The following is a 25,096-nucleotide window of genomic DNA, read 5'->3' on the forward strand; positions in this document are numbered from 1 at the left end:
TCTTGCTCTCTGCGAGACAGAGTAACAGGTTAGGGCTAGAAAGCCCCGTCGCTGTCTTCGCGGGGATTGGTTACTTTCCGGTTCAAATCAAGAATTGCATCGGCGCGATTTCCGATGAGTTGTTGCGAACCCAACGAAAAACCCGCACCGTTGCGGGAGGAGGGTTGACACAAGGTAAGCACTTCCAAAACTAGCCCCCGAAGTGTAACGGAGAATTAACGATAGAATAAATTTTGGATAAAACGCGATCGCCGGCAAAAAATTACAAGCATTCGCGAGCCAAAAGAGTGTAGAGAGCCCCCCGATATCTGAATTGTGCGTTTTGGGTGGGGCGGATGCGGGGGAGATGTCCAGCCGGGGCAGAAAGGTCGAAGGTCAGTTGGTTGTAGGATAGCCACGAACCGTCCCACCACCCCACTTTACGACCAAAATCGTCCCATATTCGATCGCCGGGGTATTTTCCATCGAGTTTGCCTCCGACATCGAGATAAATCTGCTTCTGCCGACTGAAACCGAATCGCCAGTTACTATATCGAGTCCACAAATCATCAATAATTTTGAGGGTATCACAGGGGAAATTTTGTAAATTTTGTTGATCCAATGAAGTGGATCTTTTTTTGCCGATCGCCTCCAGCATGATCCGGATTGTCTCATCGTTTGCATCCTTCCACTGTCGCCCGTTCAATAAGGTTTTTAATCGGGCATGAAGACCGCCTTGAGCGATGATGTTTGACCCGCCATTCGACCCGGAAAACGCGCGATCGCCCGCCGCGACGACAAGACCGGCCGAACCCAGCAAGGCGTGACGACAAAAACTTCTGCGATTCATCGAAATCACCCTGTCGATAATTGTTATAAAAAGGTCATCCTAGCACGAAATCACAACATTCACCACAGGGACTCCAACGCCGGAGACATCACCTCGATCGCCTCCTCCAACCCCTCCTCTTGATAAACCGCCAAGTCGAACCAGAACGTCGTCCCCACCCCCAATTCGCTCACCAAATTCACCTGAGAATGGTGCTTCTCGATGATATTGCGGACGATCGACAAACCCAGCCCCGTCCCTTCCAAAGTGTGCACCCGATTTTCCACCCGGAAAAAGCGCGTAAAAACCGCCTCCTGATCCTCGGCGGCGATACCACTGCCGGTGTCCGAAACCTCCACCCGCACCGCCCGACCCGAAGCCGTCTGAACCGGCATCAAGTGGCGATCAAGGGGCCGCGGCGGCGGCGGCGACACGATCCAACCCCCCCGCTCGATTTCTTCAGCCTCGATAGTGTCGCCTTGCTCGAGAGTCTCTTCGCGATCCAACAAATAAGCCCGGATGATCACCCGCCCCCCCATCTCCGTGAACTTGAGGGAATTGCCCACCAAATTCGTCAGCACCTGCAACAATAAATCGAAGTGGCCCCGCACCGGCGGCAAATCCGGTTCCACCTCTTTGCTCAGTTCGATCCCCTTGTCCCGCGCATTCAGTTGGTACGTCCGCAACGTCTGCTCGATGGGGTGGGCGATGTCCACCGGTTCCATGTGGTACATGCGACACGACTCCAAACGAGATAAATCCAAAACATCGTTCACCAGCCGCGTCAGGCGATCAGTTTCGTGGTTGGCCGTCTCCAGAAACTCCTGCCGTTCCTCCTCCGTCAGATCGTCCCCGTAGTCGTGCAGGGTTTCGATAAACGACTTGATATTGAACAGCGGCGTCCGCAACTCGTGGGAGACGTTGCTGATAAATTGACTTTTCGCCTCGTTCAGTTCCACCTCCCGGGTGATATCCTGGATCGTCATGGCGATGCCCTTCAGACTGTCCCGGTAATTGTCCCCCGCCGCCTCCGTCTCGTCCCGGTTGTAAAACGTACACTCTTTGACATGGGGGCGTTCCGGCGAATTGCAACTGTCGTCGTGGTCGTAGGTGCAACTGCCACACAGGGGATCCATACCCGGCGCCTTGTGCAGCAGGACGGTGGTGAGGAGGATTCGGAGCGTGCGGTTGGTGGGTTCCGTCAGGGAGCAGCGAAATTCTCCCCCCTCCAGGTGTCCCGAAGCAATTTTTTGCAAGGGTTGGGAGAGTTCCTGCAACACCGGGTTGGGCAGGTAAGCCAAAACATTTTCGGCGATGACGTTTTTGCCTTCCCAGCCAAACAGCCGCCGCGCCGTCGGGTTGACCAAAATTAGATTCAGTTGGGCGTCGATTAGAACGGCACCGTCGGCAATGGTGGAAACCAGGGTTTCGAGTTTGGCTTTCTCCGCCGTCAGTTCTTCGATGTTCTGCTCGTCATAGCTCTCCAGGCGTTCGGCCATTTCGTTGAAACTCAGGATCAGTTCCCCCAGTTCCCCGCCGAAGGGCAGATCAACCCGCTGTTTGAAGTTCCCGGCCGCGATATTTTTTACCCCCAGCAGCAGTTCTTTGATCGGTTGGGTGATGGTGAGGGCGTTGAACACCGCCCCCAGGATGACCATCACCCAGATGGAGACGAAGACGGCTAAAGTGACGTCCCGGGTCAGGTTGGAGGAGACGACGACCGTGGGGTTGGGGTTGATGCCGATCGCCAAAATGCCCAAATAGTTGCCGTCGTGCAGCAGGGGGACGAACACGTCGGTCACTTCCCCGCCCGGGGTCAGGTGCTGCCGCACCATCGGCAGCACGGAGGAATTTCGTTCCTCCACGCTCGAGATAAAATTGTCGGGCAGTTGCATCCGCCGCCGCAGGGTCAGGGAATTCTGCACCGCCGAGTCCGAAAAGGGTAAGCCTAGGAAGATCTCGCCGTCCGGGTCGGCGTAGAGCATATAGCGGACGCTCGAAGTGCTGGTGTAGAACTGTCGGGAAAAGCGGGCTACCTCGTCGCGATCGTTTTTGGCGATCATCGGCGCCACGTTGGCCGCCAGGAGCAACCCCAAATCTCGGCCGTAGCGGGTATCGTTGAGACGGGCATCCTCCTGGATGGTGTTGACTGCCCAAAAGCTCAGGCCGCTCATCAGAAGGGACACCACCAAGGTCGCCCCGGCCATCAGCCGAGTTTGCAGGGTGAACTCAGACCACCAATTCCGAATGATTTCTCCGATTGTTTTGAGGATTGCCAGCATCTCCCGATGTCTTCAAGTTCTAGAGTTTAAAGGGGTGGGGACCCTCTGTCGAGATCTAGGGTAGACGATCGCGCCATCGATCGGCAGGATTCCCCACAACGAACGTTAAGTTTTGTCAAACATCGCCGCCCCCTCTATCTTATAAGCTCCGAATCCGGAAACCGATATCTCGACGACAGTACATCCCCTCGAAGTTGATGCAGTCCACGGCTCGGTAGGCATTGACGATCGCACTTTTCACATCTTCCCCCGCGGCGGTGACACCCAACACCCGCCCCCCGTCGGTCAACAACTGTCCGTTTTCCCGGCGAGTCCCGCCGTGGAAGACTACCGCCCCCGTCGCTTCCGCTGCCTCGATTCCGGTGATGACCTTCCCTTTTTCGTAAGATCCCGGATAGCCCCCGGACACCAACACCACGCAGACGGATACCCCCGGCTTCCATTGAATCGGCGGCATTTCGGCCAGACGGCGATCACAGCAAGCCAGCAACAGTTCCTCCAGCGGCGTCTCCAGCAGCGACAGGATCGGTTGGGTTTCTGGGTCCCCGAACCGGCAGTTGAATTCCAACACCTTGGGATCGCCCTCGGGGCTGATCATCAGTCCCGCGTAAATCACCCCCCGGTAGTCGATCCCCCGCTTTTGCAAAGTTGCCAGGGTGGGTTCGAGAATTTCCCCTTGAATCCGCCCCGCCAGTTCCGGGGTGACCACGGGGGTGGGGGCGTAGGCGCCCATGCCACCCGTGTTCTGGCCGCTGTCGGACTCCCCGATGGGTTTGTGATCCTGGGCCGGAATTAACGGTCGGATCGTCTGGCCGTCCGTGAGGGCCAGGATGGAAGCCTCCTGCCCCAGCAGGAACTCTTCCACCACGATGCGACAGTTGCCGGAACCGAAGTCCCCACGGGCGATCGCCTCGATCGCCTCGTGGGCCATTTCCCCCGTGGACGCCACCATCACTCCCTTGCCCGCCGCCAGTCCGTCGGCCTTCAGCACCACGGGGGTCTTTTGGATGTAATCTTTGGCCGCTTGGGGATCCTCGAACACCGCACCCCGCGCCGTCGGAACCCGGGCTTCCGCCATCAGCTCCTTGGCCCAGCCTTTGCTGGCCTCTAGTCGGGCCCCAGACCGCCCCGGCCCGAACACCTTGATATCGTGCGCTCTGAGGTCGTCGGCCAGCCCCAGGGCGAGGGGGACTTCCGGCCCGACGACCACCAGCGCGATCGCCTCATCCTTGGCAATTTGCCGAATTCCAGCGAAATCCTCGACCCCGACAGCCCGGTTCTCGCATTTGGATAAAGTGGCAGTCCCGCCGTTTCCCGGGGCGCAGATCACCCGCTCGATCGCTTCCGAGCGACTCAGACTCCAAGCCAGGGCGTGTTCCCGACCCCCATTTCCGACAACTAAGACGTTCACAGTTTTCTCTCCGCTCGTTGGTGGCCTTCCCCCGAGACGGACTCGGGGGCTTACCAATACGATACCTGCCCGTCGAACCCCCGATCACACCGATTTGGAGGGGTTTCGAGATTTTCTCGCCCCGCACCCATTATATCCGTCGATTATGTCCCTTAAATTAAATGATTAAAATATTTAATTTTAAAGCTCGGTTAAAATCTTTTTAATTTTAATTTACAGTCCGAATATTGAACCCCCCAGATGTCGATGGGGCGGTGCATACGGGCGTTTTTGGCTGCCCGCCCCCCGCCATTTCCGACGCCCGTTTGATTTTGCTTTTGTCACCGCCGTATGATTCAATGATCGAGAAACTCCCGAGAGTTCTGTCAACTGACCCCAATCATCGCACCGTACCATCGACCCTCGTCAAGCTAAATAATTAATCTGGATTTTCAATCGCACGGAACCACCTACAGCGTTCCTTTCCCCGCTTGTTTGTCTTTTTAAGTATCGACGATCTGGCTTGACCCAACTTTAGAAACGGGATGGATGACGGTGAAGTCTGTCATGTCGAATAAAAACTCCAAGGAATTGCAATGAAAACTGAAGCACAAATCGCCAAGGAACGGCAGGAATATGGAACCGACCCCCTCGCCGTTCGAGACACCTCCCACTACCAAGCTGAATACATTCAAGGTTTCGTTTCCAAGTGGGATCGGTTGATCAGTTGGGAAACTCGCGCCAAAAGCGAAGGTAACTTTTTTATCGACATCCTCAAACAGCACGGCGCCAAAAAAGTGCTCGATGTCGCCACCGGAACCGGGTTTCACTCCATCCGCCTCCTCAAAGCTGGCTTCGATGTCGTCAGCGCCGACGGCAGCCCGGAAATGCTGGCAAAAGCTTTTGAAAACGGCCGCCGCTACGACTTGATCTTACGCACCGTCCAGGCGGACTGGCGCTGGCTCAACCGCGACATCCACGGCAAATTTGACGCGGTGATCTGTCTGGGGAATTCCTTCACCCATTTGTTTTCGGAGCGCGATCGCCGCAAGGCTCTGGCGGAATTTTACGCCGCCCTGCGCCACGACGGACTCTTGATTCTAGATCAGCGCAACTACGACGCCATCCTCGATGTCGGATTTTCCTCCAAACACATCTACTACTACTGCGGCGACAACATCAAAGCTGAACCCGAATATGTCGATGAGGGGTTAGCCCGGTTCCGCTACGAATTCCCCGACCGCTCCGTCTACCACCTGAATATGTTCCCCCTGCGGAAAGATTACACCCGCACCCTGATGCACGAAGTCGGGTTTCAGCGCATTAAAACCTACGGCGATTTTCAGGAAACCTACCACCACGAAGAGCAAGACTTTTTCATCCACGTCGCCGAAAAGAGTTACAACAGCCCCCCCCTAGAACACATGGCCGAAACATATTCCCCTACCGTCAACACCGCCCGCGACTATTACAACAGCAACAGCGCCGACCGCTTCTATGCCACCATGTGGGGCGGGGAAGATATCCACGTCGGCATCTACGAGAGCGAAGACGAACCCGTATTTGACGCCAGCCGCCGCACCGTGCAACGCATCGCCTCCCACCTGAACCTCAACGAAAATCGCCACGTTCTCGACATCGGCGCCGGGTACGGCGGCGCCGCCCGCTATCTGGCGAAAAACTTCGGCTGTCGCGTCACCTGCTTGAATCTCAGCGAAGCCCAAAATCAGCGCAACCGCCAGTTCAACAAAGAACAGGGGTTGACATCGTTAATTGAAGTGCTCGACGGCAGTTTTGAAGATATCCCCCTCGAAGATAACAGCGCGGACGTGGTCTGGTCCCAGGATGCCATCCTGCACAGCGGCAACCGGATTCAGGTCTTTAAAGAGGTGCAGCGGGTTCTCAAACCGGGCGGGGAGTTTATCTTTACTGACCCGATGCAGAGCGATGACTGTCCGGAGGGAGTCCTCCAACCCGTTTTGGATCGGATTCATTTGAACTCCCTCGGTTCCGTCGGCTTTTATCGCAAAGCCGCCGAGTTGTCGGGGTTGAAGGAAGTGGAAGTTATTGACCTCTCCGAACAGTTGGTCAACCACTACCGCCGCATCCTTAAGAGTGTCAACGACAACTACGATAAAGCTGTGGAAGCCAGCGGTCAGGATTACATCGATCGCATGAAGGTGGGCCTGAATCACTGGATCGAAGCGGGAAGCAAGGGCTATTTGAGTTGGGGAATCTTGAAGTTCGCCTGCCCCCCTTGGAAGCGATAAAAATTGGGGTCCCGGGACAATTGATCATTGATATAGCAGTTGTCTATCTGTTGCGATACCGTTCGATCCCCCATGATCCCCTTTAACAAGGGGGACTTTGAATTTGCCAGCGTACCTTACTGACTTGAAAATTGCTGTAATTGTCAATTTTTCCCGACTCCCCCCGCTCGATCAAAAAAACCTACATCGCAATTGCAATGTAGGTTTTTTGAATTGTTATATTTGGGTTAAATGGAACAGTTTACAAGCCCATAGCGGCCAGGGTGTGGGGGCCGGCGATGCCGTCAACTCTCAGGCCGTAGTCAGCCTGGAAGGCTTTGACGGCGTATTTGGTGATTTTGCCGTAGTAACCGGTCGAGCGGGCGTGGAAGTAGCCGTATTTGGCCAGCTTATCCTGCAATTTGACGACTTTGTAGCCACTGTCACCTTTGGACAGGTAGCCGTGGCTCTTGCCGTAGCTCGCTTTTTTGTAGCCGTAATGGTGCTTTTTATGGCTCGTGTAGCAGCCATCATAGCAGCTCAGTCCCAGGGCCGCAGCCGTGGACGGACCGACGATGCCATCGACTTTCAAGCCGTAATGGTACTGGAAGTTTTTCACCGCTTTCTTGGTAATCGGGCCGTAGTAGCCGGTGGAGTTGGCGTAGAAAAAGCCTTTGTGAGCCAGGGCGTTCTGTACTTGTTTGACATCGTAGCCGGAATCGCCGTAGTACAGGGCCGCTTGGGCGGCGTCGGTGGCACCCAGGATGGAAAAACCGATCGCGGCAGCTATGACGGGCATTAAGCAACTGCCAGAAACTTTGCCCCAATTTACACCTCGGAACAGAACCAAACTTTCGTCGAGTTTGGGTTTCTGAGGAGACTCATACGCGGACACTAGGTGAGTATAAGCAAGTGTATCCATGAAATTCCCTTTGAACTGCTTGATGGAACGCTATCACTGGCTAATCCAACAAGATTTTGCCACTGACCTCTACGTTATAGCCGTCAAATTGTCATCCGTCCAGTCCGATTGATGGAAATTCCGGAATTTTTAGTAAAACTTAACCAAAAAATTAAAACACAAACAATCAATTATACTACTGATAGAATGGGCTTCGGATCATCCATACACATTTTTTTATGAATCTATCTTTGGGCATAGATTTTGGCACCTCCGGCGCCCGTTTCGCCGCAGTGGATGGGGAAGGTCGGGTCGTGGCTCGGGGAACCCGTCAATTCGATCGCTCCCTCCCCCCGGGAAAATGGCCGTCAATGTGGCGAAAAGCGCTGTTCGAGCTGCTGGCCGAAATCCCCGTCACCCTGCGATCGCCACTGCATTCCATCGCCCTCAACGGCACGTCCGGGACGGTGTTGCTCTGCGATCGCACCGGGACTCCCATCACCCCTCCTTTGGCTTATAATCACAGTTGCGACGTCCGCATCCTCGACCAATTGAAGGCGATCGCACCCCCCCGACATCCCGTCCTGAGCACCACTTCCAGCCTCGCCAAATTGCTGTGGTGGCAACAGACAATTACTCCCCCCCATTCTTCCCCCATCTACTTCCTCCACCAAGCCGATTGGTTGGGCTATTTGTTGCACAAAAAGTTAGGTATGAGTGACTACCACAACAGTTTAAAATTGGGATACGATGTCGTCAACCTGCACTATCCCAAATGGCTCCTGGAGGGGATTCGCCGACCATCGAAATTCGTCCCCCAACTGCCCGAAGTGGTGGCGCCGGGAACCCCCGTCGGGACGGTTTGCCCCTCGCTCCGAGAACAATTCGGATTTTCCCCCAACTGCACGGTAAAGGCGGGGACAACGGACAGCATCGCCGCCTTTTTGGCGTCGGGTGCCGTATCTGTTGGGGAAGCCGTCACCTCCCTCGGTTCCACCCTGGTCTTGAAATTGTTGAGTCAGACGCGGGTGGATGATGCCCGGTACGGGATCTACAGCCACCGTTTGGGGGACCTGTGGCTGACAGGGGGGGCATCCAATACCGGCGGGGCGGTGCTGCGACACTTTTTCGGCGATCGCAACCTGGAAACCCTCAGCCACCAGATCGACCCCGACACTGAATCCCCCCTCGACTATTATCCCCTACTCGAACCCGGCGATCGCTTCCCCGTCAACGACCCCAATTTGCCCCCCAAACTCGACCCCCGCCCCGAAAGCGACGTCGAATTCCTCCACGGCCTCCTGAGCGGCATCGCCCGCATCGAAGCCCGGGGCTATCAGCTTTTGCAGGAACTCGGCGCCACCCCCCCACAGCGGGTCTACACCGCCGGCGGCGGCGCAAAAAATCCCGTCTGGACGACCATCCGCGCCCGCCACCTGGGAGTCCCCGTCATCCTATCCCCCCACACCGAAGCCGCCTACGGCACCGCCCGTCTGGCGATGGGAGAACTGGGGAATTTTAAATTGTAGGGACGCCGTGCCTTGCGCCCCGATTGCCGATTGCCTGTTGCCTGTTGCCCACCCCCCAAAGCTTAAGGTGGGACAAAAATTGTTCCGAGAATGGCTCAGAGGACTTAATCTAAAGTTTACGAATCAAATTCTTTGCGGTGAAGCCCATCGCGAAACGTCTAAAAACAGCCTTTAAAGGCCGATTCCATGCCCGCCTTGGAGGCTGCGTCAAGGTAACATAACATAAAGTCGAATCGTTAATTATGGTCAAACCTAAGCGCATCGGGATTCTCACCAGCGGCGGAGACTGTGCCGGATTAAATGCGGTGATTCGGGCCGCCGTTTATCGGGCAGAGTCCACCTACGGCTGGGAAGTGGTGGGAATTCGGCAGGCCACCCACGGCTTGATGCTGCGTCCCCCGGAAGCGACGCCGCTGAATATCGAGAAAGTAGACCCCATCTTGACGGCGGGGGGGACGATTTTGGGAACCACCAACAAGGGCGACCCCTTCGCCTTTCCCATGCCGGACGGCACGGTGCGCGATCGCTCGGAGGAAATTATCGAGGGATACCATATCCTGGGGTTAGACGCCCTGATCGGCATCGGGGGGGACGGCAGTTTGGCAATCCTGCGCCGCCTCGCCGTCCAGGGCAAACTCAATTTGGTGGGCGTCCCCAAAACCATCGATAATGACGTGGGCAGCACCGACCTTTCCATCGGCTTCGATACCGCCGTCACCATCGCCACGGAGGCCCTCGATCGCCTCCACTTCACCGCCGCCAGCCACAGCCGGGTGATGATTTTGGAAGTGATGGGGCGGGATGCCGGACACATCGCCCTGAGTGCCGGCATCGCCGGGGGCGCCGACATCATCCTCATCCCCGAAATTCCCTACAGTCTGGAAAGCATCTGCGACAAACTCGACGAACGCCACCGCCAGGGGAAAAATTACTGTCTCGTCATCGTGGCCGAAGCTGTCCGCACGGAAAAGGGGGAACCGGTGATGATGACCAATATGTTGGGCCAGAGTCGGTTCGGTGGCATCGGACATTATCTGGCCGATCGCATCTGCGCGGCTAGTGGGGCGGAAACTCGGGTCACGGTGCTCGGCCACATCCAGCGCGGCGGCACCCCTTCCCCCATCGAACGCCTGATCGGGTCGGCCTTCGGGGTGGCGGCGGTGGATTTGATCGCCGACGGCAAGTTTGACCGGATGGTGACGTGGCGAAACCGACAGGTGGAAAGCGTCCCCATTGCGGAAGCGATCGCCCACTATAAAGGCGTCGATCCCAATGGTATTCTGGTCAAAACCGCCCGCAGTATGGGAATCTGTTTGGGAGACTAGAACGGCTTTGCCTCCGAACAGATGAACCGCCAAACGCTGCTACACAATCAACTGGCCCACTGGGACGCATCGATCCGCGATCGTCTCGGCGATCCCGAAGGGTATATTCGCCGGGGAATGGTTTATTTTAAACTCGCCCAAATTCCCGAGTCGATCCGGGATTTCGATCGCGCCGAAGCACTCGATCCTCGGGTCAAACCTTACCTGTGGCAGCGCGGTTTATCTTATTATTATGCCGGGGAATTTCAAGCCGGAGCCGATCAGTTTGAAATTGACCTGACGGTGAATTCCCGAGACCTAGAAGAAACCCTGTGGCGATATCTCTGCATCGCCCGACTGCGAGGGGTGGAAGAAGCGCGATCGACATTGCTTCCCGTCTCCGGCGATCCCCGACGGGTGATGCGACAGGTTTACACCCTTTTTCAGGGGAATTGTAAGCCGGACGAAGTGATTAACTCGGGAGCTTGGGAGGGGCGATCAGGCCGGTTTTACGCCCATCTCTATGTGGGATTGTACCACGAAGCGACTGGCGACGAACTGCGATCGCGCCACTTCATCACCCGGGCGGCAACCCAATATCAAGTCAATGATTATATGTGGGATCTCGCCGTCGTCCACTGCCAACTCCGAGGCTGGAATTGAAGAATTGGGGTGTGCTCGGTGGGGTGTGGGGTGTAGGGAAATTCCCATTCCACCTTTCCGACTCCCTTAAAATAACTGAGGACAAAAACATGGCTTTCTTGGGAAATATTATCTGGTTTATTTTTGGCGGATTTATCTCCGGTTTGGGTTACATTATCGGCGGTCTTACCATCTGTCTGACGATTATCGGCATTCCCTTCGGTATCCAAGCGATAAAATTGGGATTTGCGACGATGACTCCCTTCGGAAAGGAAAACGTCGTTTCCCCGGATTCCTCTAACCTGCTCACCATGATTTTTAATGTCATTTGGGTGATATTATTCGGCTGGGAAATTGCCGTTTCTCACCTCGTCCACGGCTTAATTTTAGCTATTACAATTATCGGGATTCCTTTCGCCAAGCAGCATTTTAAATTGATTCCGATCGCGCTCTTGCCCTTCGGACGAGAATTTCGCGACATCGAATAAATCGGGTCGGAAACATCGAAATCGGGGGAAATTGGAGATTTTCTCCGACGATGTTACAATCTGCGACCGGGCGACGGCGGCGATCGCAAAGTCCGGCTATTTTAAAATGCAGAAACGGCAAAACCGCCGATATCCATCAAAATACGTCTGTATAACTGCCCTGGAGCATCCTAGCTGTTGCCATAACATTCGGGGCAAAATCGATATTTATTCCTTTTTATACATAACCCCCCCCCAATACCTGATACCCCGGAGGGATGTAAAAGCGATGAAATTAAGACATCGTAGAAATAACATCCAATAATATCTTGAGGTTAACAATGGTTACGACCAAACAAACTAGCATTTACAAACGTGCCGTCGGTACTTTCAAAGATCGGAGTCGCATCGAAGACGCAATCCGCAAACTCAAAGATGCCAACTATGACATGAATCGAGTTTCCTTAATTGCTCGAAACATTGACGACGTTAAAGGCGCCGACGAAATCAGAGACCACAAAGAAGGAAACGAAGCGTCCGAAGGTGCCGGAATTGGCGCGGTGACGGGCACCGTTTTGGGTGGCATCGCGGGTTTGCTCGTCGGTTTGGGTACGTTGGCAATTCCGGGAATCGGACCCGCATTGGTCGCCGGAGAATTGGCGACTTTGGGGACGACTGCAGCCGGCGCCGGTATCGGCGCCGTGGGTGGCAGCATCGTCGGAGCGTTGACGGGAATGGGAATCCCCGAAGAGAAAGCCAAAGTTTACGAAAATCACGTCAAAGCCGGCGATTATTTGCTCATGGTCAGCGGCACCGGAGATCAATTAGATCAGGCTGAATCGATCATGCGCGACTGTGGAATCGACGAATTCGGTATCTACAACGCACCGGATCTCAACGGTGACACCAGCCGCCACCCACACTTGCATTAATGACCCTGACTCCCCCCTGATTAAGGGGGGTCGGGGGGGAGATCCTCCCCCCTGATTAAGGGGGGTCGGGGGGGAGATCCTCCCCCCTGATTAAGGGGGGTCGGGGGGGATCTGCAATTGTCGGGAAAATAACCGAATCTGATCTCAATTCTGCAAAAACTCGCGAATCCAAACTTTCACATCCCGAATTGTGCGACTATACCCTTCAATCTTACACTGTTTGACGGCGCGATCGCACCAATCGACGACCGGAAGATCGGGAAAAATAAAACTATTTTTTGATTCCACATATTCGCCATCCTGCAAAATATAAATTCTCAACCCTTGCCGGGAATAACGCCACAACTCCGGAACCCCGAGACGTTGGTAGTTATCCAACTGAGTGCGGGAGGTAATGTCAATTTCAATCGCCAAATCGGGGGGCGGATCGATCGCCAGATCGAGTTTATCTTTGCCGACAACTTGCCGATAATTCTGAATGTAGAAACAGGCATCGGGTTCCACGGCTTGCATCATCCGCTCATTTTTGAGTGTCGTCGATCCCATCGGTTCAAAGTCGATATTGAGGTCATATAAAATAATTCTGACTAATTCGCCGATAATTTCTTTGTTTTTTTCATGTTCGGGAAGGGGAACCATAATTTCTAACCATCCGTCGCCGTAGGAAATCCGGGAAGCGCGATTTTCTCCCAATTCTTCCAGGAGGAGTTCAAATTGTCGCCAACTGACGTTTTTGAACCGGATATTTTGACCGGGATTGAGAATGATTTGTTCTAAAGTAACCGGCATATGGCGTTCCTCTGAACTCAAAGTCCCCGTTAAAGTCAAAGCGAAGCATCCTCTGGCTCCCCCCTTTCTCCCCCCTTTCTCCCCCCTTTCTCCCCCCTTACAAAGGGGGGCTGGGGGGGATGGGGGCGGGGGGGGGATCGAAGGGGGATTTAGGGGGATTTTCTGTATCTAATCGGATCTAAAAATTCAATTATAGATCGTTCCGATATCGATCGCCAGATCTAGATTCGATACAATTGTAAATTGGATCACTTCGGGTATAATCGTAAAGATTGACTGAACCTCACGAAATGGGTGCAAAATCGAACGATGGCAGAAACCCGAAGCGATCGCCCCGTCATGCCGGCATTGATTGCCAGTCTCGCCGCCGCCGCCATTTGCGGATTGTGGGCGTTTTCTAAAACCTGGGGAAGCGAATATGTAATCCAAGATGACGCGCGATCGCACGTCGTTTGGATGCTGCGATTTATCGATCCAGAACTGTTTCCCAATGATATCATAATGGATTATTTCCAATCCGTCGCCCCGGCGGGATATAAGCTGGTTTACCAAATCCCGGCGATGGTGGGAATCGATCCGCTATTGACAAATAAAATACTTCCGACGATATTGGGGATGATCGCCGCCGGATTTTGTTTCGGAGTGTCTTATTTAATCTTTCCCATTCCTTGGGCTGCGTTCGCTTCCACCCTGTTTTTGACTCAGAATTTGTGGCTGAAAGATGATTTGATATCGGCGACACCGAGGGCGTTTTTTTATCCCCTCTTTTTGGGTTTCCTGTATTTCCTGCTGCGGCGTTCTGCGGTGGGAACTGCGATCGCGATCGCCCTGCTGGGTGCATTTTATCCCCAGGGGGTTTTGATTGCGATCGGAGTGTTGCTGCTGGATAGCTGGCGGCTGTTCCGAATTGACGAAAAACGGGGTTTGTTCTCGCGGCTGATTTTGGGTGTGATTGTGGGGGCGTCGGTTCTGATTCCCTACGCCGTCAAAACCTCCGAATTTGGCGCGATCATAACACTTTCAGAGGCGAGAAATCTGCCCGAATTTTATCCCGGAGGACGGGCAACCTTTTTTACGGACAAACCCTTCGATTTTTGGATCACGGGCGATCGCTCCGGTTTACTGCCCCAGGAGTGGTTTTTAAAAACATTCATCCCCCCCCAAGTGTTTCTCGGGCTGTCGCTGCCGCTATTGTTAAAATACCAGAATCGCTTCCCCCTCGTCAAATATATCAACGCCAATATTGCGGTTTTGGCGGAAATCTTGTTAACCTCCACCGGGCTATTTTTCCTCGCCCACCTCCTCCTCTTTCGCCTGCATCACCCCAGCCGCTACAGCCAGCACTGTTTGAGAATCGTCGCGGCGATCGCGGGTGGTATCGCCCTCGCCCTCATCCTCGATTTTATCATTCGTAAATTTAACCTAAAACAGGCGAAGCCGTATATAAAAGGTATCGCCGGAGTGGGGTTATTTCTGCTGCTATTCTATCCCGCACTAACCGCCAGTTTCCCCGGCACGAAATATGTGTTCGGGCGGGTTCCCTTCCTGTACGATTTTCTCGCCATTCAACCCGAAGATACTCTCATCGCTTCGACGAGTGAAAAAGCCAACAATATCCCGGCATTTTCCCGGCGATCGCTGTTGGTGGGTTCGGAATATGTGTTACCCTACCACGAGGACTATCGAAACGAATTGCAGGTGCGATCGCGGGATTTGATCCGAGCCCAATATAGCCCCGATTTAACAACCGTCCAAAACTTTATCCAAAAATACGAGATCGACTTTTGGCTGTTGAACTCAGACGCATTTGATTTGGACTACGTTGCCGACAACTCCCCCCTGGGACAACTCGACGCGGAAGCCACCGCAGAAATAACCGCCCGACTCGAAGCGGGGGAGACTCCCATTTTATCGGAATTGATTTACGATTGCAGCGTTTTGGAAGTCGAAGATAAAATTGTTTTGGATGCCGAATGTATTGTAAAATGGAAGAAGCGATAATCGCGTTAAAATAATTAGGAAAAGCACCGCAAAACTGCCCCATGCCACGCACGCCAAAACTCTCCTTCGATCGCGGCACCTTAATCCTCCATCCCCCGCCGAGGGGGCGGAGTTGGATCGACTATGCAGTTTGGGACGATCGCGTTGAAAAATTTCGCATCCCCGCCATTTACTATCCCTTTTTGCTGGAATCATTGCGACAGGACGGATCGGATTTTACCGACGAAGCCGACGGGTTTCAATCCTTAGAATTGATTTCCAGCTTTGAAATGCCGCCCTATTTGCACCAGGAAGAAGCCCTGAAAGCTTGGCGGGACGGGGGAAGCCGGGGCGTCGTCGTGTTGCCGACGGCCTCGGGAAAGACCTATCTGGCACAGTTGGCCATGCAGGCGATCGCTCGCAGCACCCTGGTCGTCGTGCCGACCCTCGACCTGATGCACCAGTGGTATGCCCACCTCGTCGCCGCCTTCCCAGATGCCGATATCGGGCTGTTGGGGGGCGGTTCGCGGGATAAAACGTCAATTTTGGTCGCCACCTACGACTCCGCCACCCTGCAGGCGGAAACCCTCGGAAATCGCTACGGATTGCTGGTGTTCGACGAGTGCCACCACCTCCCCACGGACTTCTACCGGGTCATCGCCGAATACGCGATCGCCCCTTACCGCCTGGGATTGACCGCCACCCCCGATCGCACCGACGGACGCCACGGCGACCTCGACAACCTGATCGGCCCCGTCGTCTACCGCCGCACCCCCGAACAGTTGGCGGGGGCCGCTTTGGCCGAACATGAAATCGTCGAAATCAAAGTCAAATTATCCCAAAAAGAGCGCGATCGCTACGAAGAAGCCATCAAAATTAGAAACAATTTTCTCAAACAAAATAACGTCCGCCTCTCCAGTTTGGAAGGCTGGAAACAATTCGTCATGCTAAGTGCGCGATCGCCCGCCGGCCGTCGGGCGATGTTGGCACACCGGGAAAGCAAAGAAATCGCCCTGTGCACGGACGGAAAATTGCGAATCCTCGCCGACCTCCTCGCCCAACACCATCCCGAACGCACCCTCATTTTCACAGCCGACAATACCACCGTCTACCGCATCTCAAAAGACTTCTTAATCCCCGCGATCACCCACCAAACCCCGGTCAAAGAACGCCACGAAATTTTAGATAAATTCCGCCAAGGAGACTACAGAACCTTAGTCGCCTCCCACGTTTTAAACGAAGGGGTAGACGTGCCCGACGCCAAAATCGCCATCATCCTCTCCGGAACCGGATCGCAGCGGGAATACATCCAACGTCTCGGCCGGGTATTACGGAAGGGAAGCCAAGCCGGAAAGCGGGCGATTTTATACGAAGTCATCACCGAAAATACCAGCGAAGAACGAACCTCCCAGCGACGTCGGGGCGAGAAACCCCCGCAACCCAAAAAACCCCAAAAATCCCCAAAAACAGACGATCAACAATTGGATATTTTGCCGCCGATCCCCATCTACGAAATCGGGCGATCGCATTCCCCCAAAGCCGCCGAATCCTCCGAAGAATGGGGGAGCGATCGCCCGGATTGATCGTCCATTCAAAATATTTCCAAAATGCTATAGCAATGTGAAATGATTCGTGAAAAATTGATCGGCTCAAAGCCCCCAGAATTGGGGGTTTGGGGGCTAGACAATTTTACAAATATTTCCAAAATGCTATAATTGAATTGACGGAAAACACAAATAACTTCTCCGTGTCCTCTGTGCCTCTGTGGTGAAAATTAATGACACAAACAAACAATCCGGCAAAATTTCTCCTCGGCTGTGCCGTTTAATCCTACAAAGACTGGGGGGGCGACTTTTACCCCCCCGGAAGCCGCCCGAACGAATTTCTTTCCCTCTACAGCCGCCGCTTCCCCACTGTCGAAGGCAACACCACATTTTACGCCGTCCCCGATCGCAAAACCGTCGATCGCTGGGCGAGTCAGACACCGGACAATTTTGAATTTTGCCCGAAATTGCCCCGAGAAATTACCCACGGCGGATCGCTGATTTCCGCCATCCCCACCGCCTCAAATTTTCGCGATCGCATGAACGGTTTGGGCAGCAATATCCCCATCCCAACCCTACCCTGGAACACCTTAGAACAACCCCCCGTTCAGTTGAGTTTGTGGTAGGGGAGGGAGTAGAGAGTCGGGAGTCGGGAGTCGGGAGTCGGGAGTCGGGTAAAAATTTCCGATTATATCAAATCCGGTTGAATGCTCGGAACAAAACGGCTCGGATATCCAAACCGCTTGGGAATCAATTCCCCGAGGGCGCAAGCCAGGGGCCCCTACCAGCCAAAATCATCGGTCGATGATTGGGGAGGTTTTAGGAGGGGATAACCGGATTTGATATTATATCGAATAACCGGATCTGATATTTACCTATTCCGAGGCGATTCGGACACAATTACTCCAACCGAGTCCACGCAAGCGTGGACTTGTGCTATTAGCCTTGAAATTCATTTCAAGGCGGGCTTTAAATTGACCGATCGCTCCGAACTGCTCTGGCGGTTGCTATACTTAAAATTACAGACAAGGTTCCACCTCAAAACCCCGGTTATTTTCAACCCGAACCGTCGAACAGGAATATTTGATATTGCCCCCATTTCCGATATTGCCACGAATCAGATTATTGCCGCCCCCGGAACTGCCTCTGGCGATGATACTTCCCCCAACTTCGTTATTGATAATTTTAACATCATTCATCGCGAAGGGCGCGTTATTCGTGTCCGCCTGCACGAAAATATTAGACCCGTTAATTTGATTATTTTCAATCAATACATTCTCGATATCTCTCGTTTTATATAACCCGATGTAAGCGTTGCCAGAATTATTCGTAATTGTCGCGCCGTTAACCGTCGTCCCCCCGCAGCATTCTTGAATTAAAATGCCCTCCCCATCCACGCTCATATATCCCGTTTCTCCAACTGTATGGCGGTAAACCTGATAATCATTTCCGTCCACAATAACATTCCATCCGGACCAGTCAATGCCGCGATTTTCCAAGGTGACGGCCCCCGTCGCTTCCCGCTTCCCCGTGGGGTCGAGCCACCACTGTTTGTTGGCTTCGTCTCGAATTTGATTATTTTGAATAATCAAGCCCTCTCCGGCTGCATGAATTGCCACTCGCATGGTATGATAAACCCAGTTGTCGCGGATGACAATTCCCTTCCGAAATAACCCCGGTTCGGTGTCAGGAGTCGCCGCCCCCTTGAACCCCCCGTCTTTGCTGCCGCGATTGACGACGATGCCGTAATGGTTGCCGTAGTGGAAGACCGCTTTTTTGCCGTCTTCGTAGGTCAAAATCGATTTTTTATCTCTGGATAGGAGTTTGTATCCGGGCTGTTCGTAATTGTCGGTAATATTGTCATTGATGCGGTTGTTGGCGACCAGAATATTTTGTCGGGCCGTGACTCCGATATTGGTGGAAAAACGATAACTGTAACGTTGCCACGGTTCCTGAAAGGATAAATCCGGAATGTTGGGATCGGGGGCGGCGACGTTATTGCTGCGATCGCCGAAAATGATCACATTTTCCGCCCGGGTTTCATCGATATCCGACTTCAACGCGATCGCCCCCCGGTTGATATCGAGATTGACGATACCGATAGTCTTGTTTCCCGTCTCGGAGGCCGGTAAAATCTTCTTGAATGCAGTATCATTGGGCGTGCCACTTCCCGACAACTGCGGTTCGTATTTGGGGAAGGTCAGCTTCGACGGGGGGGAATAAAGGTCGGATTTTGCATCCGTTATCGGGGGGTCTTCGCCCCGGATGACGATGCCATCTTCCAGGCGGATATCCTCCGTAAAATTATAGGTTCCGGCGGGGAAGTAAATCACGCCGCCGCCATTTTTGACCGCCGCGTTTTGGGCTTGATCAAAGCGATCGCCCGCCGCACCCGAAAAATCGTTAATATTGTAGACGCAGTTCCAGCGAATCTCCCGAGTCCAGGGGTAGGCACTTTCCCCGTAAAAAGAGGCGATCGCATTATCTTTCGGGCCCCCGCTGTGGCTGCCGCAATTTCCCGCCAAACCCGAGCTTTGGGGCGCGATCGCGGTATCTCGACCCGACGGGACGGCGACCCCCCCCGGGTCGGAATCGGCCGTCATCATTGCACTCAAAGAATATCCCACCACCGCCAATCCCACCGCCGCGATCGCCCCGCACAACCCGAGCAAAAACCGCCGCCACTGTTGGGAAATCCGCCGTCGCCTGTTCATACAATTCCCGTCCGATATCCGAATCACTGTTCTCCATTCTACAAAAATGCATCCCAGAAAATATTTGCCCAGTTTGTGTCCGGTTTTTAACCTTCCCTGTTAGCATGGGAATCAACAAAAAATCTCAATCATTGCCCCCGACAGAGTTTAAGATTCAGACTCCTTAAATGATCGCACGCACCACCACCCCACCCACCCCTTCCCCCCAGACTCCGGGTTTGTCTTGGCGACGAACCCTCCTCGCCCTCGGCTGTCTGTTGGGGCTAATGTCAACCCCGGCGGACGCCCAGGAAGAAGTCAACCCCACCCTGGAAGTGGGAGTCGTCCAGCAATTCGGCAAAACCCCCGCCGACACCCTGATCCTGAAAGCCAAACCGGGGGACCACCTCACCCTCCGCTTTCCCTCTCCCGAGGGGGAAAAAGTCCTCCACACCCTCAGCGTCATCCTCAAAACCGGGATGCAACCCCTGCCGGAACCCGCCGTCGAGGAACGCCTGATCCTCAGCAGCCATCGCAGCTACGAAACCGCCGAACAGCAAGCCACCAAATGGCGGGAAATGGGGATCGAAGTGGAGCTGGCCCAGCCCGATCTGTGGGAGGTATGGGCCGATCGCGACATCTACGAAACCCCCGTCGTGCGACGGTGGTTGCTCGCCAGTCTCCAGGCCCAGGGCTACCAACCCTACCTGAGTACCCGCGTCCTCAAACAGCAACCCATCCCCTACTGGGTGCTCGGCGGCTACCGCTACAACCGCCAGGAACTCGAAATCGAGGCCACCCAAAATGTGATCCAAGTCGCCCGCAAAAAAGACGACCCCGACGCCCTCCTGTACGGGGGGAGTTTGGAACTGCAACCCGACGCCTACGGGACCTATACCCTCATCAACCACGTCCCCCTGGAAACCTACCTGCGGGGGGTCGTCCCCCACGAAATGGGGGCTTGGCCGCCGGACGCCTCCATTGAGGCCCAGGCGATCATGTCCCGCACCTACGCCCTGCGAAATTTGCGTCGGTTCGAGGCGGACGGTTATCAAATTTGTGCCAATACCGATTGTCAGGTGTACAAGGGGTTGACGGAAGTGTACCCCTCCACCGATCGCGCCGTCGCCAATACCCGGGGGCTCGTACTCACCTACGAGGGAGAATTGGCGGATACAGTCTATTTTTCATCGAGCGGCGGCATCACCGCCAACTTTCACGACGTCTGGGACGGGCCGGAACAGCCCTATCTGAAGTCGGTGATCGATTCGACTCAGAACGTCTGGAATTTGCAAGCCTACAGCTTGGCGGACGAGAAAAACTTCCGGCGGTTCATGGGCCTGCAAAAGGGCTTCAACGAAGAGGGGTGGAATGATTTTCGCTGGCGGTATTCGACGGATATCAAGGCGATGACCGCCCACCTGAAATATTACCTCAACCGCAAAAACAGCCCCCAGGCCGATTTCAAAACCATCAAACAGGTGAAGGTGACGGAGCGATCGCCCTCGGGCCGGGTGTTGAAAATGCAGGTCATCACCGATCGCGACATCATCGAAATTCAAAAAGACGAGGTGCAGAGCGCCTTCTGGCCCCCGATCAGCACCCTATTCTACATCGATCCCATCTACGGTGCCGACAAGACCCTCAAGGGGTACATCTTCGTGGGCGGGGGATTCGGTCACGGGGTGGGGTTGAGCCAGATCGGGTCCCACAAACTCGCCGAATTGGGCTGGTCCAGCGATCGCATCCTCGAGTTCTACTTTTCCGGGACGCAACTGCAATCCCTCAACGAGACTTTGATCGGTTGGCGGACATCCCCTTGACGGACTCCCTCCCGCCGGATTGGGGGAAGGGGAACCCACGAAGTCTCGCACGCCGGTTCTCCCTTCCCCCAATCTAGGTTCGTCCCTTAGTAGAGATCTTCTTCTTTGTGGGTTTCGATGGTGCAGTCGGAAGTGGGGTAAGCCACACAGGTCAGGACGTACCCGCCTTCAACCTGACCGTCATCCAAGAAAGACTGATCGGACTGGTCGATGCTGCCGCTGACCAGCTTACCGGCACAGGTCGAGCAGGAGCCGGCGCGACAGGAGAAAGGCAGGTCGAGGCCCTGCTCTTCAGCCGCATCGAGGATGTAAGTGTCTTCATCACAGTCGATGGTGGTATTGATACCTTCGCTTTCGCTAATCAGAGTAACTTTGTAAGTGGCCATTGAGCGATGCTCCTCTCTAGAATTCTCAAACAATAGATCAGAAAAACCGATACAAGTGACGGGGGGGTATTGACCTTGAACCCGGCACCCTTTGGTTTTCTTCTTTTTCCGATATTAATGGAAAAAATCGATGTTTTGACATTTCCCGCTCAAAACAGACGGGGATTTGGGCTTCGTCGGGAGCCGCAGTTTGACGACTTCCGGGGCGTAGCCCAGCCCGACGCAAGCGTTCACGGTCTGCCCGACCGCGAGGGGTGTTTTTTGAGATTTGCGCTTTCACGCTATGGGCAGCTTACCACAAATTCGCCCTCAAGGCGCGAGGTTTCAGACACAGTTTTCGATACTTTTTTGAAATTACATTATGATGGCTTATACCAATTCTTTGTGATGTCGGAATTGAGATCAAATCGGCGATCGCATCCCCCCGCCCAATCCGCCGTTGCGGCCCGGTTCAATGGGCGGAAAGCGATCGAGATAACCGGCCACAATTTTGGGGAAATTGAAAGCATATCGAAAGCCGGGGCGACTCGTTCCGGATGTCGGATATTTCGCCCATGGGACTGGGCTTTTTATTTCCTTTTTGCTTTCTTTTTTCAATTGATACGAAATGAAGCCCCCGCAGCAATGATGGCGGCTGGGGGATTCAAATCACAACATTCAGAAAATGAGTTGGAGACCGTCCCTTAGTAGAGGTCTTCTTCTTTATGGGTTTCGATGGTGCAGTCGGAAGTGGGGTAAGCAATACAGGTCAGGACGTACCCGGCATCAACCTGAGCTTCATCCAAGAAAGACTGTTCGTCCTGGTCCACGGAGCCGCTGACCAGCTTGCCGGCACAGGTCGAGCAGGAGCCGGCGCGACAGGAGTAAGGCAGATCGATCCCCTGCTCTTCAGCCGCATCGAGGATGTAGGTTTCTTCATCGCAGTCGATGGTGGTGTTGATGCCTTCGCTTTCGTTAATCAGAGTGACTTTGTAAGTGGCCATTGAGCGCTCCTCTCTAGAATCCTCGCAAATTGATAAGAAAATATTATGGGAATATGAAGGGGATATTAGCCCCGATACCTACCCGTTCAGTTTTCTTCGCTTTCTGATATTAAAGGAAAAAATCGAGGTTGTAAAACCTACGAGGCTCACATTTTGAACGGTTTTCATTATAAATTTTTCTGATTACATCCTGATTACTTATACCTGGTGTCGGGTCTCCAGGTACTCTAAACGGTTGGGGGATTGCGAGTGCGGGGGATGCCGATCGCCCGCCTCGGAGTCCGATCCCGAATGCCCCATCCATATCTCTGACTCGATTTTGTAGATGACTCCCATACCTTCTTCCGATCGCACTTCCGCCTCCGTTCCCGTCCGCGTCGGCCTGGTGGGAACCGGCTACGTCGCCAAGACCCGCGCCCAAACCTTTCGCTCCGACCGGCGATCGCAATTGGTCGCCGTCACCGGCCACACCCCGGAAACCACAAAAGCCTTCTGCCAGGAGTTTGAAGCCTCATTCGTCCCCGGCTGGCCGGAACTCGTGGCCCGGGACGACCTAGATCTGATCGTCATCAGCACCATCAATTCCGACCACGGGGCGATCGTGCGCTCGGCCCTCGAACGCGACAAAAACGTTGTCGTCGAATATCCCCTCAGCCTCGACCCGGAAGAAGCCCGGGAGTGCGTCGCCCTAGCCAAACGCCGGGGCAAGCTCCTCCACGTCGAACATCTGGAACTGCTCGGGGGGCTGCACAACGCCATCAAAGACTCCCTCGCCGCCATCGCGCCCGTCTTTTACGCCCGCTACAGCACCATCAACCCCCAGCGCCCCGCCCCCGATCGCTGGACCTACCGCCATTCCCTGTTCGGCTATCCCTTTGCCGGCGCCTTGTCCCGCCTGCATCGGTTCACCGACCTCTTCGGCCCGGTGGCCTCCGTCACCGCCCGCAGTCAGTTTTGGAACGCAGACGGCGATCGCTTCCGATCCTGTCTGTGCAACGCCCAGTTGACGTTTACCTGCGGCACCGTCGGCGAGGCGGTGTACGGAAAAGGTGAAACCTTCTGGGACTCCGAAAATTGCTTCACCCTCTACGGGGAAAACGGAACCCTGATTTTTACCCCCACAGGTGGGCAACTATTGCGAGGAGATGCACCCCAACCCCTGGAAGTCGGCAGTCGTCGCGGGTTATTTGCCCGGGACACCCAGATGGTCCTCGATCGCCTGGTGGAGGGAACCCCCCTCTACGTTTCTCCGGAAGCGAGTCTCTATACCCTTACGGTGGCAGATGCGGCGAGGCGGTCGGCGGAAATCGGTCGCACCGTGATGGTGGAGAATTAGGAGATCAACTGCAGGCGAACTTGATCGCATTCACAACCAGGGAAACCTTCGGAATGATGGCGAGGGTGTCGGCGAATGTGTCGTAATGTTCCACCAACAGGATATTGGCACTGGCGCGAACTTGGGCGAGGAGGTACAGGAACGAGAAAAACGGCAACTTCATCGGTGGCATCATGGCAAAATCGTCTGAACTGTTGAGGTGTATGTTTTCAGACTATTCCCCACCCAATGGGGGGCGATCGGGAATTATGCCACTGTTTCGATTGTGGGATTTTCGATGCCGAATCTTGAAAAGAGACTCGCCCGGAACTGCCTCAACTTCGGCGCGATCGCGATCGCCCCGGCGCCAGTTTGCCAATTGTCACCCCGCCTCCGCCGAACTCAAAATACCCCCTTCTGAAAGAGGGCACTCAGTCCGGGCGATCGAAATCTTAAATTAAATTGATCGATAAAACGCGAGATTGACCCGCTTCCAAACTGGCCGGCATTTCGACGGAACTCCGGCCCAGGGCCGCGGCGGGGTCAGCCAGGTTGCAGGCGTAGGTGTTCTCGCCGTCTACCGAACTCAAGAAATCGCAGGTTTGGCTGGGGTCGGCATCCTGCCAAGTGCATTGGAGAGCCTCATAGTAGGCATCTTGATTCTTCGCCTTGACGCACTCGGCCCAAGCCGCCGGATTCATGCCAGAAGCCGCACATTGAATGCTCAGACCCAACCCGATGGATTGGATGGCGCAGTCGGCATTGACTCGACAGCCCTGCCAAGCAATCACCCCCCAGCCATTTTCATTGCCGGTCTGCTTGTCTCCGCTGAACAGGCCGTCCATTTGATTCGGGTCGTCGAGCAGGTCTGTCGCGGTAATTCCCAACACGTCCGCCACATCTTCGACCAAATCGGTTTGCTGCTCGTCCAAGGTTTCCCCGTTGAAGATCAGTTCTTCGTCCGGTTCCGGCGCGGGCATCGCCCAGGGGGGGAAGGCGGCGGCGGGAGAGACACCGCCCCCCAGGACTAGGAGAGAGACGCCGGTGAGAGTTGTCAGTATTTTTTTCATAGTCGCGAA

General features: G+C 54.5%; 23 protein-coding genes and 1 pseudogene. 14 read left to right on the forward strand and 10 right to left on the reverse strand.

Annotation, left to right across the window (positions count from 1 at the left end; translation table 11 throughout):
- Positions 1–194 (forward strand): hypothetical protein (locus AC0QHF_RS18445; protein WP_324705704.1); only part of this gene is annotated, 194 nt, incomplete at its 5' end.
- Positions 195–262: 68 nt separating this feature from the next.
- Here the strand turns inward: AC0QHF_RS18445 and AC0QHF_RS18450 are convergent.
- The 3 genes from AC0QHF_RS18450 to purD form a co-directional block, all read right to left on the reverse strand.
- On the reverse strand, positions 263–829 hold the full coding sequence (locus AC0QHF_RS18450; RefSeq protein ID WP_324705705.1) for a GUN4 domain-containing protein: 567 nt from the start codon (positions 827–829) through the stop codon (positions 263–265).
- Between the two features lie 59 nt (positions 830–888).
- Positions 889–3,090, reverse strand: a complete 2,202-nt coding sequence (locus tag AC0QHF_RS18455) for an ATP-binding protein (protein ID WP_324705706.1) — start codon at positions 3,088–3,090, stop codon at positions 889–891.
- 139 nt (positions 3,091–3,229) lie between these two features.
- Positions 3,230–4,501 (reverse strand): phosphoribosylamine--glycine ligase, encoded by a 1,272-nt coding sequence (purD, locus tag AC0QHF_RS18460; protein ID WP_324705707.1) that lies wholly within the window; start codon positions 4,499–4,501, stop codon positions 3,230–3,232.
- 575 nt (positions 4,502–5,076) lie between these two features.
- Between purD and AC0QHF_RS18465 the strand changes: the two genes are divergently transcribed.
- Positions 5,077–6,750, forward strand: a complete 1,674-nt coding sequence (locus AC0QHF_RS18465; RefSeq protein ID WP_324705708.1) for a glycine/sarcosine N-methyltransferase — start codon at positions 5,077–5,079, stop codon at positions 6,748–6,750.
- A gap of 241 nt (positions 6,751–6,991) precedes the next feature.
- On the opposite strand, the gene AC0QHF_RS18470 is transcribed toward AC0QHF_RS18465, so the two are convergent.
- The gene (locus AC0QHF_RS18470; protein WP_324705709.1) at positions 6,992–7,528 is read right to left on the reverse strand and encodes a peptidoglycan-binding domain-containing protein; all 537 of its coding nucleotides are present in this window, start codon (positions 7,526–7,528) and stop codon (positions 6,992–6,994) included.
- 341 nt (positions 7,529–7,869) lie between these two features.
- On the opposite strand from AC0QHF_RS18470, the gene AC0QHF_RS18475 reads away from it, so the two are divergent.
- The 5 genes from AC0QHF_RS18475 to AC0QHF_RS18495 all read left to right on the forward strand — a co-directional run bounded on the left by AC0QHF_RS18475 (position 7,870) and on the right by AC0QHF_RS18495 (position 12,504).
- Complete coding sequence (locus tag AC0QHF_RS18475) at positions 7,870–9,159, forward strand: FGGY-family carbohydrate kinase (protein ID WP_324705710.1); 1,290 nt, start codon at positions 7,870–7,872, stop codon at positions 9,157–9,159.
- A gap of 242 nt (positions 9,160–9,401) precedes the next feature.
- Positions 9,402–10,484: an ATP-dependent 6-phosphofructokinase gene (locus AC0QHF_RS18480; RefSeq protein ID WP_324705711.1), complete on the forward strand. Its 1,083-nt coding sequence runs from the start codon at positions 9,402–9,404 to the stop codon at positions 10,482–10,484.
- A gap of 21 nt (positions 10,485–10,505) precedes the next feature.
- Entirely contained in the window at positions 10,506–11,126 is a 621-nt protein-coding gene (locus AC0QHF_RS18485; RefSeq protein ID WP_324705712.1) for a tetratricopeptide repeat protein, read from the forward strand.
- Between the two features lie 89 nt (positions 11,127–11,215).
- The gene (locus tag AC0QHF_RS18490) at positions 11,216–11,593 is read left to right on the forward strand and encodes a YccF domain-containing protein (protein ID WP_324705713.1); all 378 of its coding nucleotides are present in this window, start codon (positions 11,216–11,218) and stop codon (positions 11,591–11,593) included.
- Between the two features lie 320 nt (positions 11,594–11,913).
- The gene (locus AC0QHF_RS18495; RefSeq protein ID WP_324705714.1) at positions 11,914–12,504 is read left to right on the forward strand and encodes a signal transduction histidine kinase (STHK), LytS; all 591 of its coding nucleotides are present in this window, start codon (positions 11,914–11,916) and stop codon (positions 12,502–12,504) included.
- Between the two features lie 144 nt (positions 12,505–12,648).
- Here AC0QHF_RS18495 and AC0QHF_RS18500 read toward each other — a convergent pair whose 3' ends face one another.
- Entirely contained in the window at positions 12,649–13,293 is a 645-nt protein-coding gene (locus AC0QHF_RS18500) for a Uma2 family endonuclease (RefSeq protein ID WP_324705715.1), read from the reverse strand.
- 309 nt (positions 13,294–13,602) lie between these two features.
- Here AC0QHF_RS18500 and AC0QHF_RS18505 point away from each other — a divergent pair, with 309 nt between their 5' ends.
- The 3 genes and pseudogenes from AC0QHF_RS18505 to AC0QHF_RS18515 form a co-directional block, all read left to right on the forward strand.
- Complete coding sequence (locus tag AC0QHF_RS18505) at positions 13,603–15,294, forward strand: hypothetical protein (protein WP_324705716.1); 1,692 nt, start codon at positions 13,603–13,605, stop codon at positions 15,292–15,294.
- 41 nt (positions 15,295–15,335) lie between these two features.
- Positions 15,336–16,856, forward strand: coding sequence for a DEAD/DEAH box helicase (locus AC0QHF_RS18510; RefSeq protein WP_324705717.1), 1,521 nt, complete (start codon positions 15,336–15,338; stop codon positions 16,854–16,856).
- 284 nt (positions 16,857–17,140) lie between these two features.
- A pseudogene (locus AC0QHF_RS18515) lies at positions 17,141–17,443 on the forward strand (DUF72 domain-containing protein); the annotation flags it as partial.
- Between the two features lie 393 nt (positions 17,444–17,836).
- On the opposite strand, the gene AC0QHF_RS18520 reads toward AC0QHF_RS18515, so the two are convergent.
- Positions 17,837–19,531 carry a right-handed parallel beta-helix repeat-containing protein gene (locus AC0QHF_RS18520; protein ID WP_324705718.1) on the reverse strand — a complete coding sequence of 565 codons (1,695 nt, stop codon included), beginning with the start codon at positions 19,529–19,531 and terminating at the stop codon, positions 17,837–17,839.
- A 167-nt stretch (positions 19,532–19,698) separates the two neighbouring features.
- On the opposite strand from AC0QHF_RS18520, the gene AC0QHF_RS18525 reads away from it, so the two are divergent.
- A complete protein-coding gene (locus AC0QHF_RS18525) occupies positions 19,699–21,333 on the forward strand; it encodes a SpoIID/LytB domain-containing protein (RefSeq protein ID WP_324705719.1) in 1,635 nt (544 codons plus the stop codon).
- Positions 21,334–21,419: 86 nt separating this feature from the next.
- On the opposite strand, the gene AC0QHF_RS18530 is transcribed toward AC0QHF_RS18525, so the two are convergent.
- Positions 21,420–21,719 carry a ferredoxin gene (locus AC0QHF_RS18530; protein WP_324705720.1) on the reverse strand — a complete coding sequence of 100 codons (300 nt, stop codon included), beginning with the start codon at positions 21,717–21,719 and terminating at the stop codon, positions 21,420–21,422.
- A 75-nt stretch (positions 21,720–21,794) separates the two neighbouring features.
- Here AC0QHF_RS18530 and AC0QHF_RS18535 point away from each other — a divergent pair, with 75 nt between their 5' ends.
- The gene (locus AC0QHF_RS18535) at positions 21,795–22,406 is read left to right on the forward strand and encodes a hypothetical protein (RefSeq protein WP_324705721.1); all 612 of its coding nucleotides are present in this window, start codon (positions 21,795–21,797) and stop codon (positions 22,404–22,406) included.
- On the opposite strand, the gene AC0QHF_RS18540 is transcribed toward AC0QHF_RS18535, so the two are convergent.
- Positions 22,403–22,702, reverse strand: coding sequence for a ferredoxin (locus AC0QHF_RS18540; protein WP_324705722.1), 300 nt, complete (start codon positions 22,700–22,702; stop codon positions 22,403–22,405). The genes AC0QHF_RS18535 and AC0QHF_RS18540 overlap by 4 nt on opposite strands.
- Positions 22,703–23,027: 325 nt before the next feature.
- On the opposite strand from AC0QHF_RS18540, the gene AC0QHF_RS18545 reads away from it, so the two are divergent.
- On the forward strand, positions 23,028–24,038 hold the full coding sequence (locus tag AC0QHF_RS18545) for a Gfo/Idh/MocA family protein (RefSeq protein WP_324705723.1): 1,011 nt from the start codon (positions 23,028–23,030) through the stop codon (positions 24,036–24,038).
- A gap of 4 nt (positions 24,039–24,042) precedes the next feature.
- Here AC0QHF_RS18545 and AC0QHF_RS18550 read toward each other — a convergent pair whose 3' ends face one another.
- Entirely contained in the window at positions 24,043–24,213 is a 171-nt protein-coding gene (locus AC0QHF_RS18550; RefSeq protein WP_324705724.1) for a hypothetical protein, read from the reverse strand.
- 102 nt (positions 24,214–24,315) lie between these two features.
- Here AC0QHF_RS18550 and AC0QHF_RS18555 point away from each other — a divergent pair, with 102 nt between their 5' ends.
- Complete coding sequence (locus AC0QHF_RS18555; protein WP_324705725.1) at positions 24,316–24,438, forward strand: hypothetical protein; 123 nt, start codon at positions 24,316–24,318, stop codon at positions 24,436–24,438.
- Positions 24,439–24,469: 31 nt separating this feature from the next.
- Here the strand turns inward: AC0QHF_RS18555 and AC0QHF_RS18560 are convergent, their stop codons facing one another.
- Positions 24,470–25,087, reverse strand: coding sequence for a hypothetical protein (locus AC0QHF_RS18560; protein ID WP_324705726.1), 618 nt, complete (start codon positions 25,085–25,087; stop codon positions 24,470–24,472).
- Positions 25,088–25,096: the final 9 nt, after the last annotated feature.

The organism is Lyngbya sp. CCY1209, assembly GCF_055795065.1.

Coding starts and splice junctions, on each gene's coding strand:
- AC0QHF_RS18450 (WP_324705705.1), bottom strand. CDS start 829: ATGAATCGCAGAAGTTTTTGTCGTCACGCCTTGCTGGGTTCGGCCGGT.
- AC0QHF_RS18455 (WP_324705706.1), bottom strand. CDS start 3,090: ATGCTGGCAATCCTCAAAACAATCGGAGAAATCATTCGGAATTGGTGG.
- AC0QHF_RS18465 (WP_324705708.1), top strand. CDS start 5,077: ATGAAAACTGAAGCACAAATCGCCAAGGAACGGCAGGAATATGGAACC.
- AC0QHF_RS18470 (WP_324705709.1), bottom strand. CDS start 7,528: ATGCCCGTCATAGCTGCCGCGATCGGTTTTTCCATCCTGGGTGCCACC.
- AC0QHF_RS18475 (WP_324705710.1), top strand. CDS start 7,870: ATGAATCTATCTTTGGGCATAGATTTTGGCACCTCCGGCGCCCGTTTC.
- AC0QHF_RS18480 (WP_324705711.1), top strand. CDS start 9,402: ATGGTCAAACCTAAGCGCATCGGGATTCTCACCAGCGGCGGAGACTGT.
- AC0QHF_RS18485 (WP_324705712.1), top strand. CDS start 10,506: ATGAACCGCCAAACGCTGCTACACAATCAACTGGCCCACTGGGACGCA.
- AC0QHF_RS18490 (WP_324705713.1), top strand. CDS start 11,216: ATGGCTTTCTTGGGAAATATTATCTGGTTTATTTTTGGCGGATTTATC.
- AC0QHF_RS18495 (WP_324705714.1), top strand. CDS start 11,914: ATGGTTACGACCAAACAAACTAGCATTTACAAACGTGCCGTCGGTACT.
- AC0QHF_RS18500 (WP_324705715.1), bottom strand. CDS start 13,293: ATGCCGGTTACTTTAGAACAAATCATTCTCAATCCCGGTCAAAATATC.
- AC0QHF_RS18505 (WP_324705716.1), top strand. CDS start 13,603: ATGGCAGAAACCCGAAGCGATCGCCCCGTCATGCCGGCATTGATTGCC.
- AC0QHF_RS18510 (WP_324705717.1), top strand. CDS start 15,336: ATGCCACGCACGCCAAAACTCTCCTTCGATCGCGGCACCTTAATCCTC.
- AC0QHF_RS18520 (WP_324705718.1), bottom strand. CDS start 19,531: ATGAACAGGCGACGGCGGATTTCCCAACAGTGGCGGCGGTTTTTGCTC.
- AC0QHF_RS18525 (WP_324705719.1), top strand. CDS start 19,699: ATGATCGCACGCACCACCACCCCACCCACCCCTTCCCCCCAGACTCCG.
- AC0QHF_RS18530 (WP_324705720.1), bottom strand. CDS start 21,719: ATGGCCACTTACAAAGTTACTCTGATTAGCGAAAGCGAAGGTATCAAT.
- AC0QHF_RS18540 (WP_324705722.1), bottom strand. CDS start 22,702: ATGGCCACTTACAAAGTCACTCTGATTAACGAAAGCGAAGGCATCAAC.
- AC0QHF_RS18545 (WP_324705723.1), top strand. CDS start 23,028: ATGACTCCCATACCTTCTTCCGATCGCACTTCCGCCTCCGTTCCCGTC.
- AC0QHF_RS18550 (WP_324705724.1), bottom strand. CDS start 24,213: ATGATGCCACCGATGAAGTTGCCGTTTTTCTCGTTCCTGTACCTCCTC.
- AC0QHF_RS18555 (WP_324705725.1), top strand. CDS start 24,316: ATGCCGAATCTTGAAAAGAGACTCGCCCGGAACTGCCTCAACTTCGGC.
- AC0QHF_RS18560 (WP_324705726.1), bottom strand. CDS start 25,087: ATGAAAAAAATACTGACAACTCTCACCGGCGTCTCTCTCCTAGTCCTG.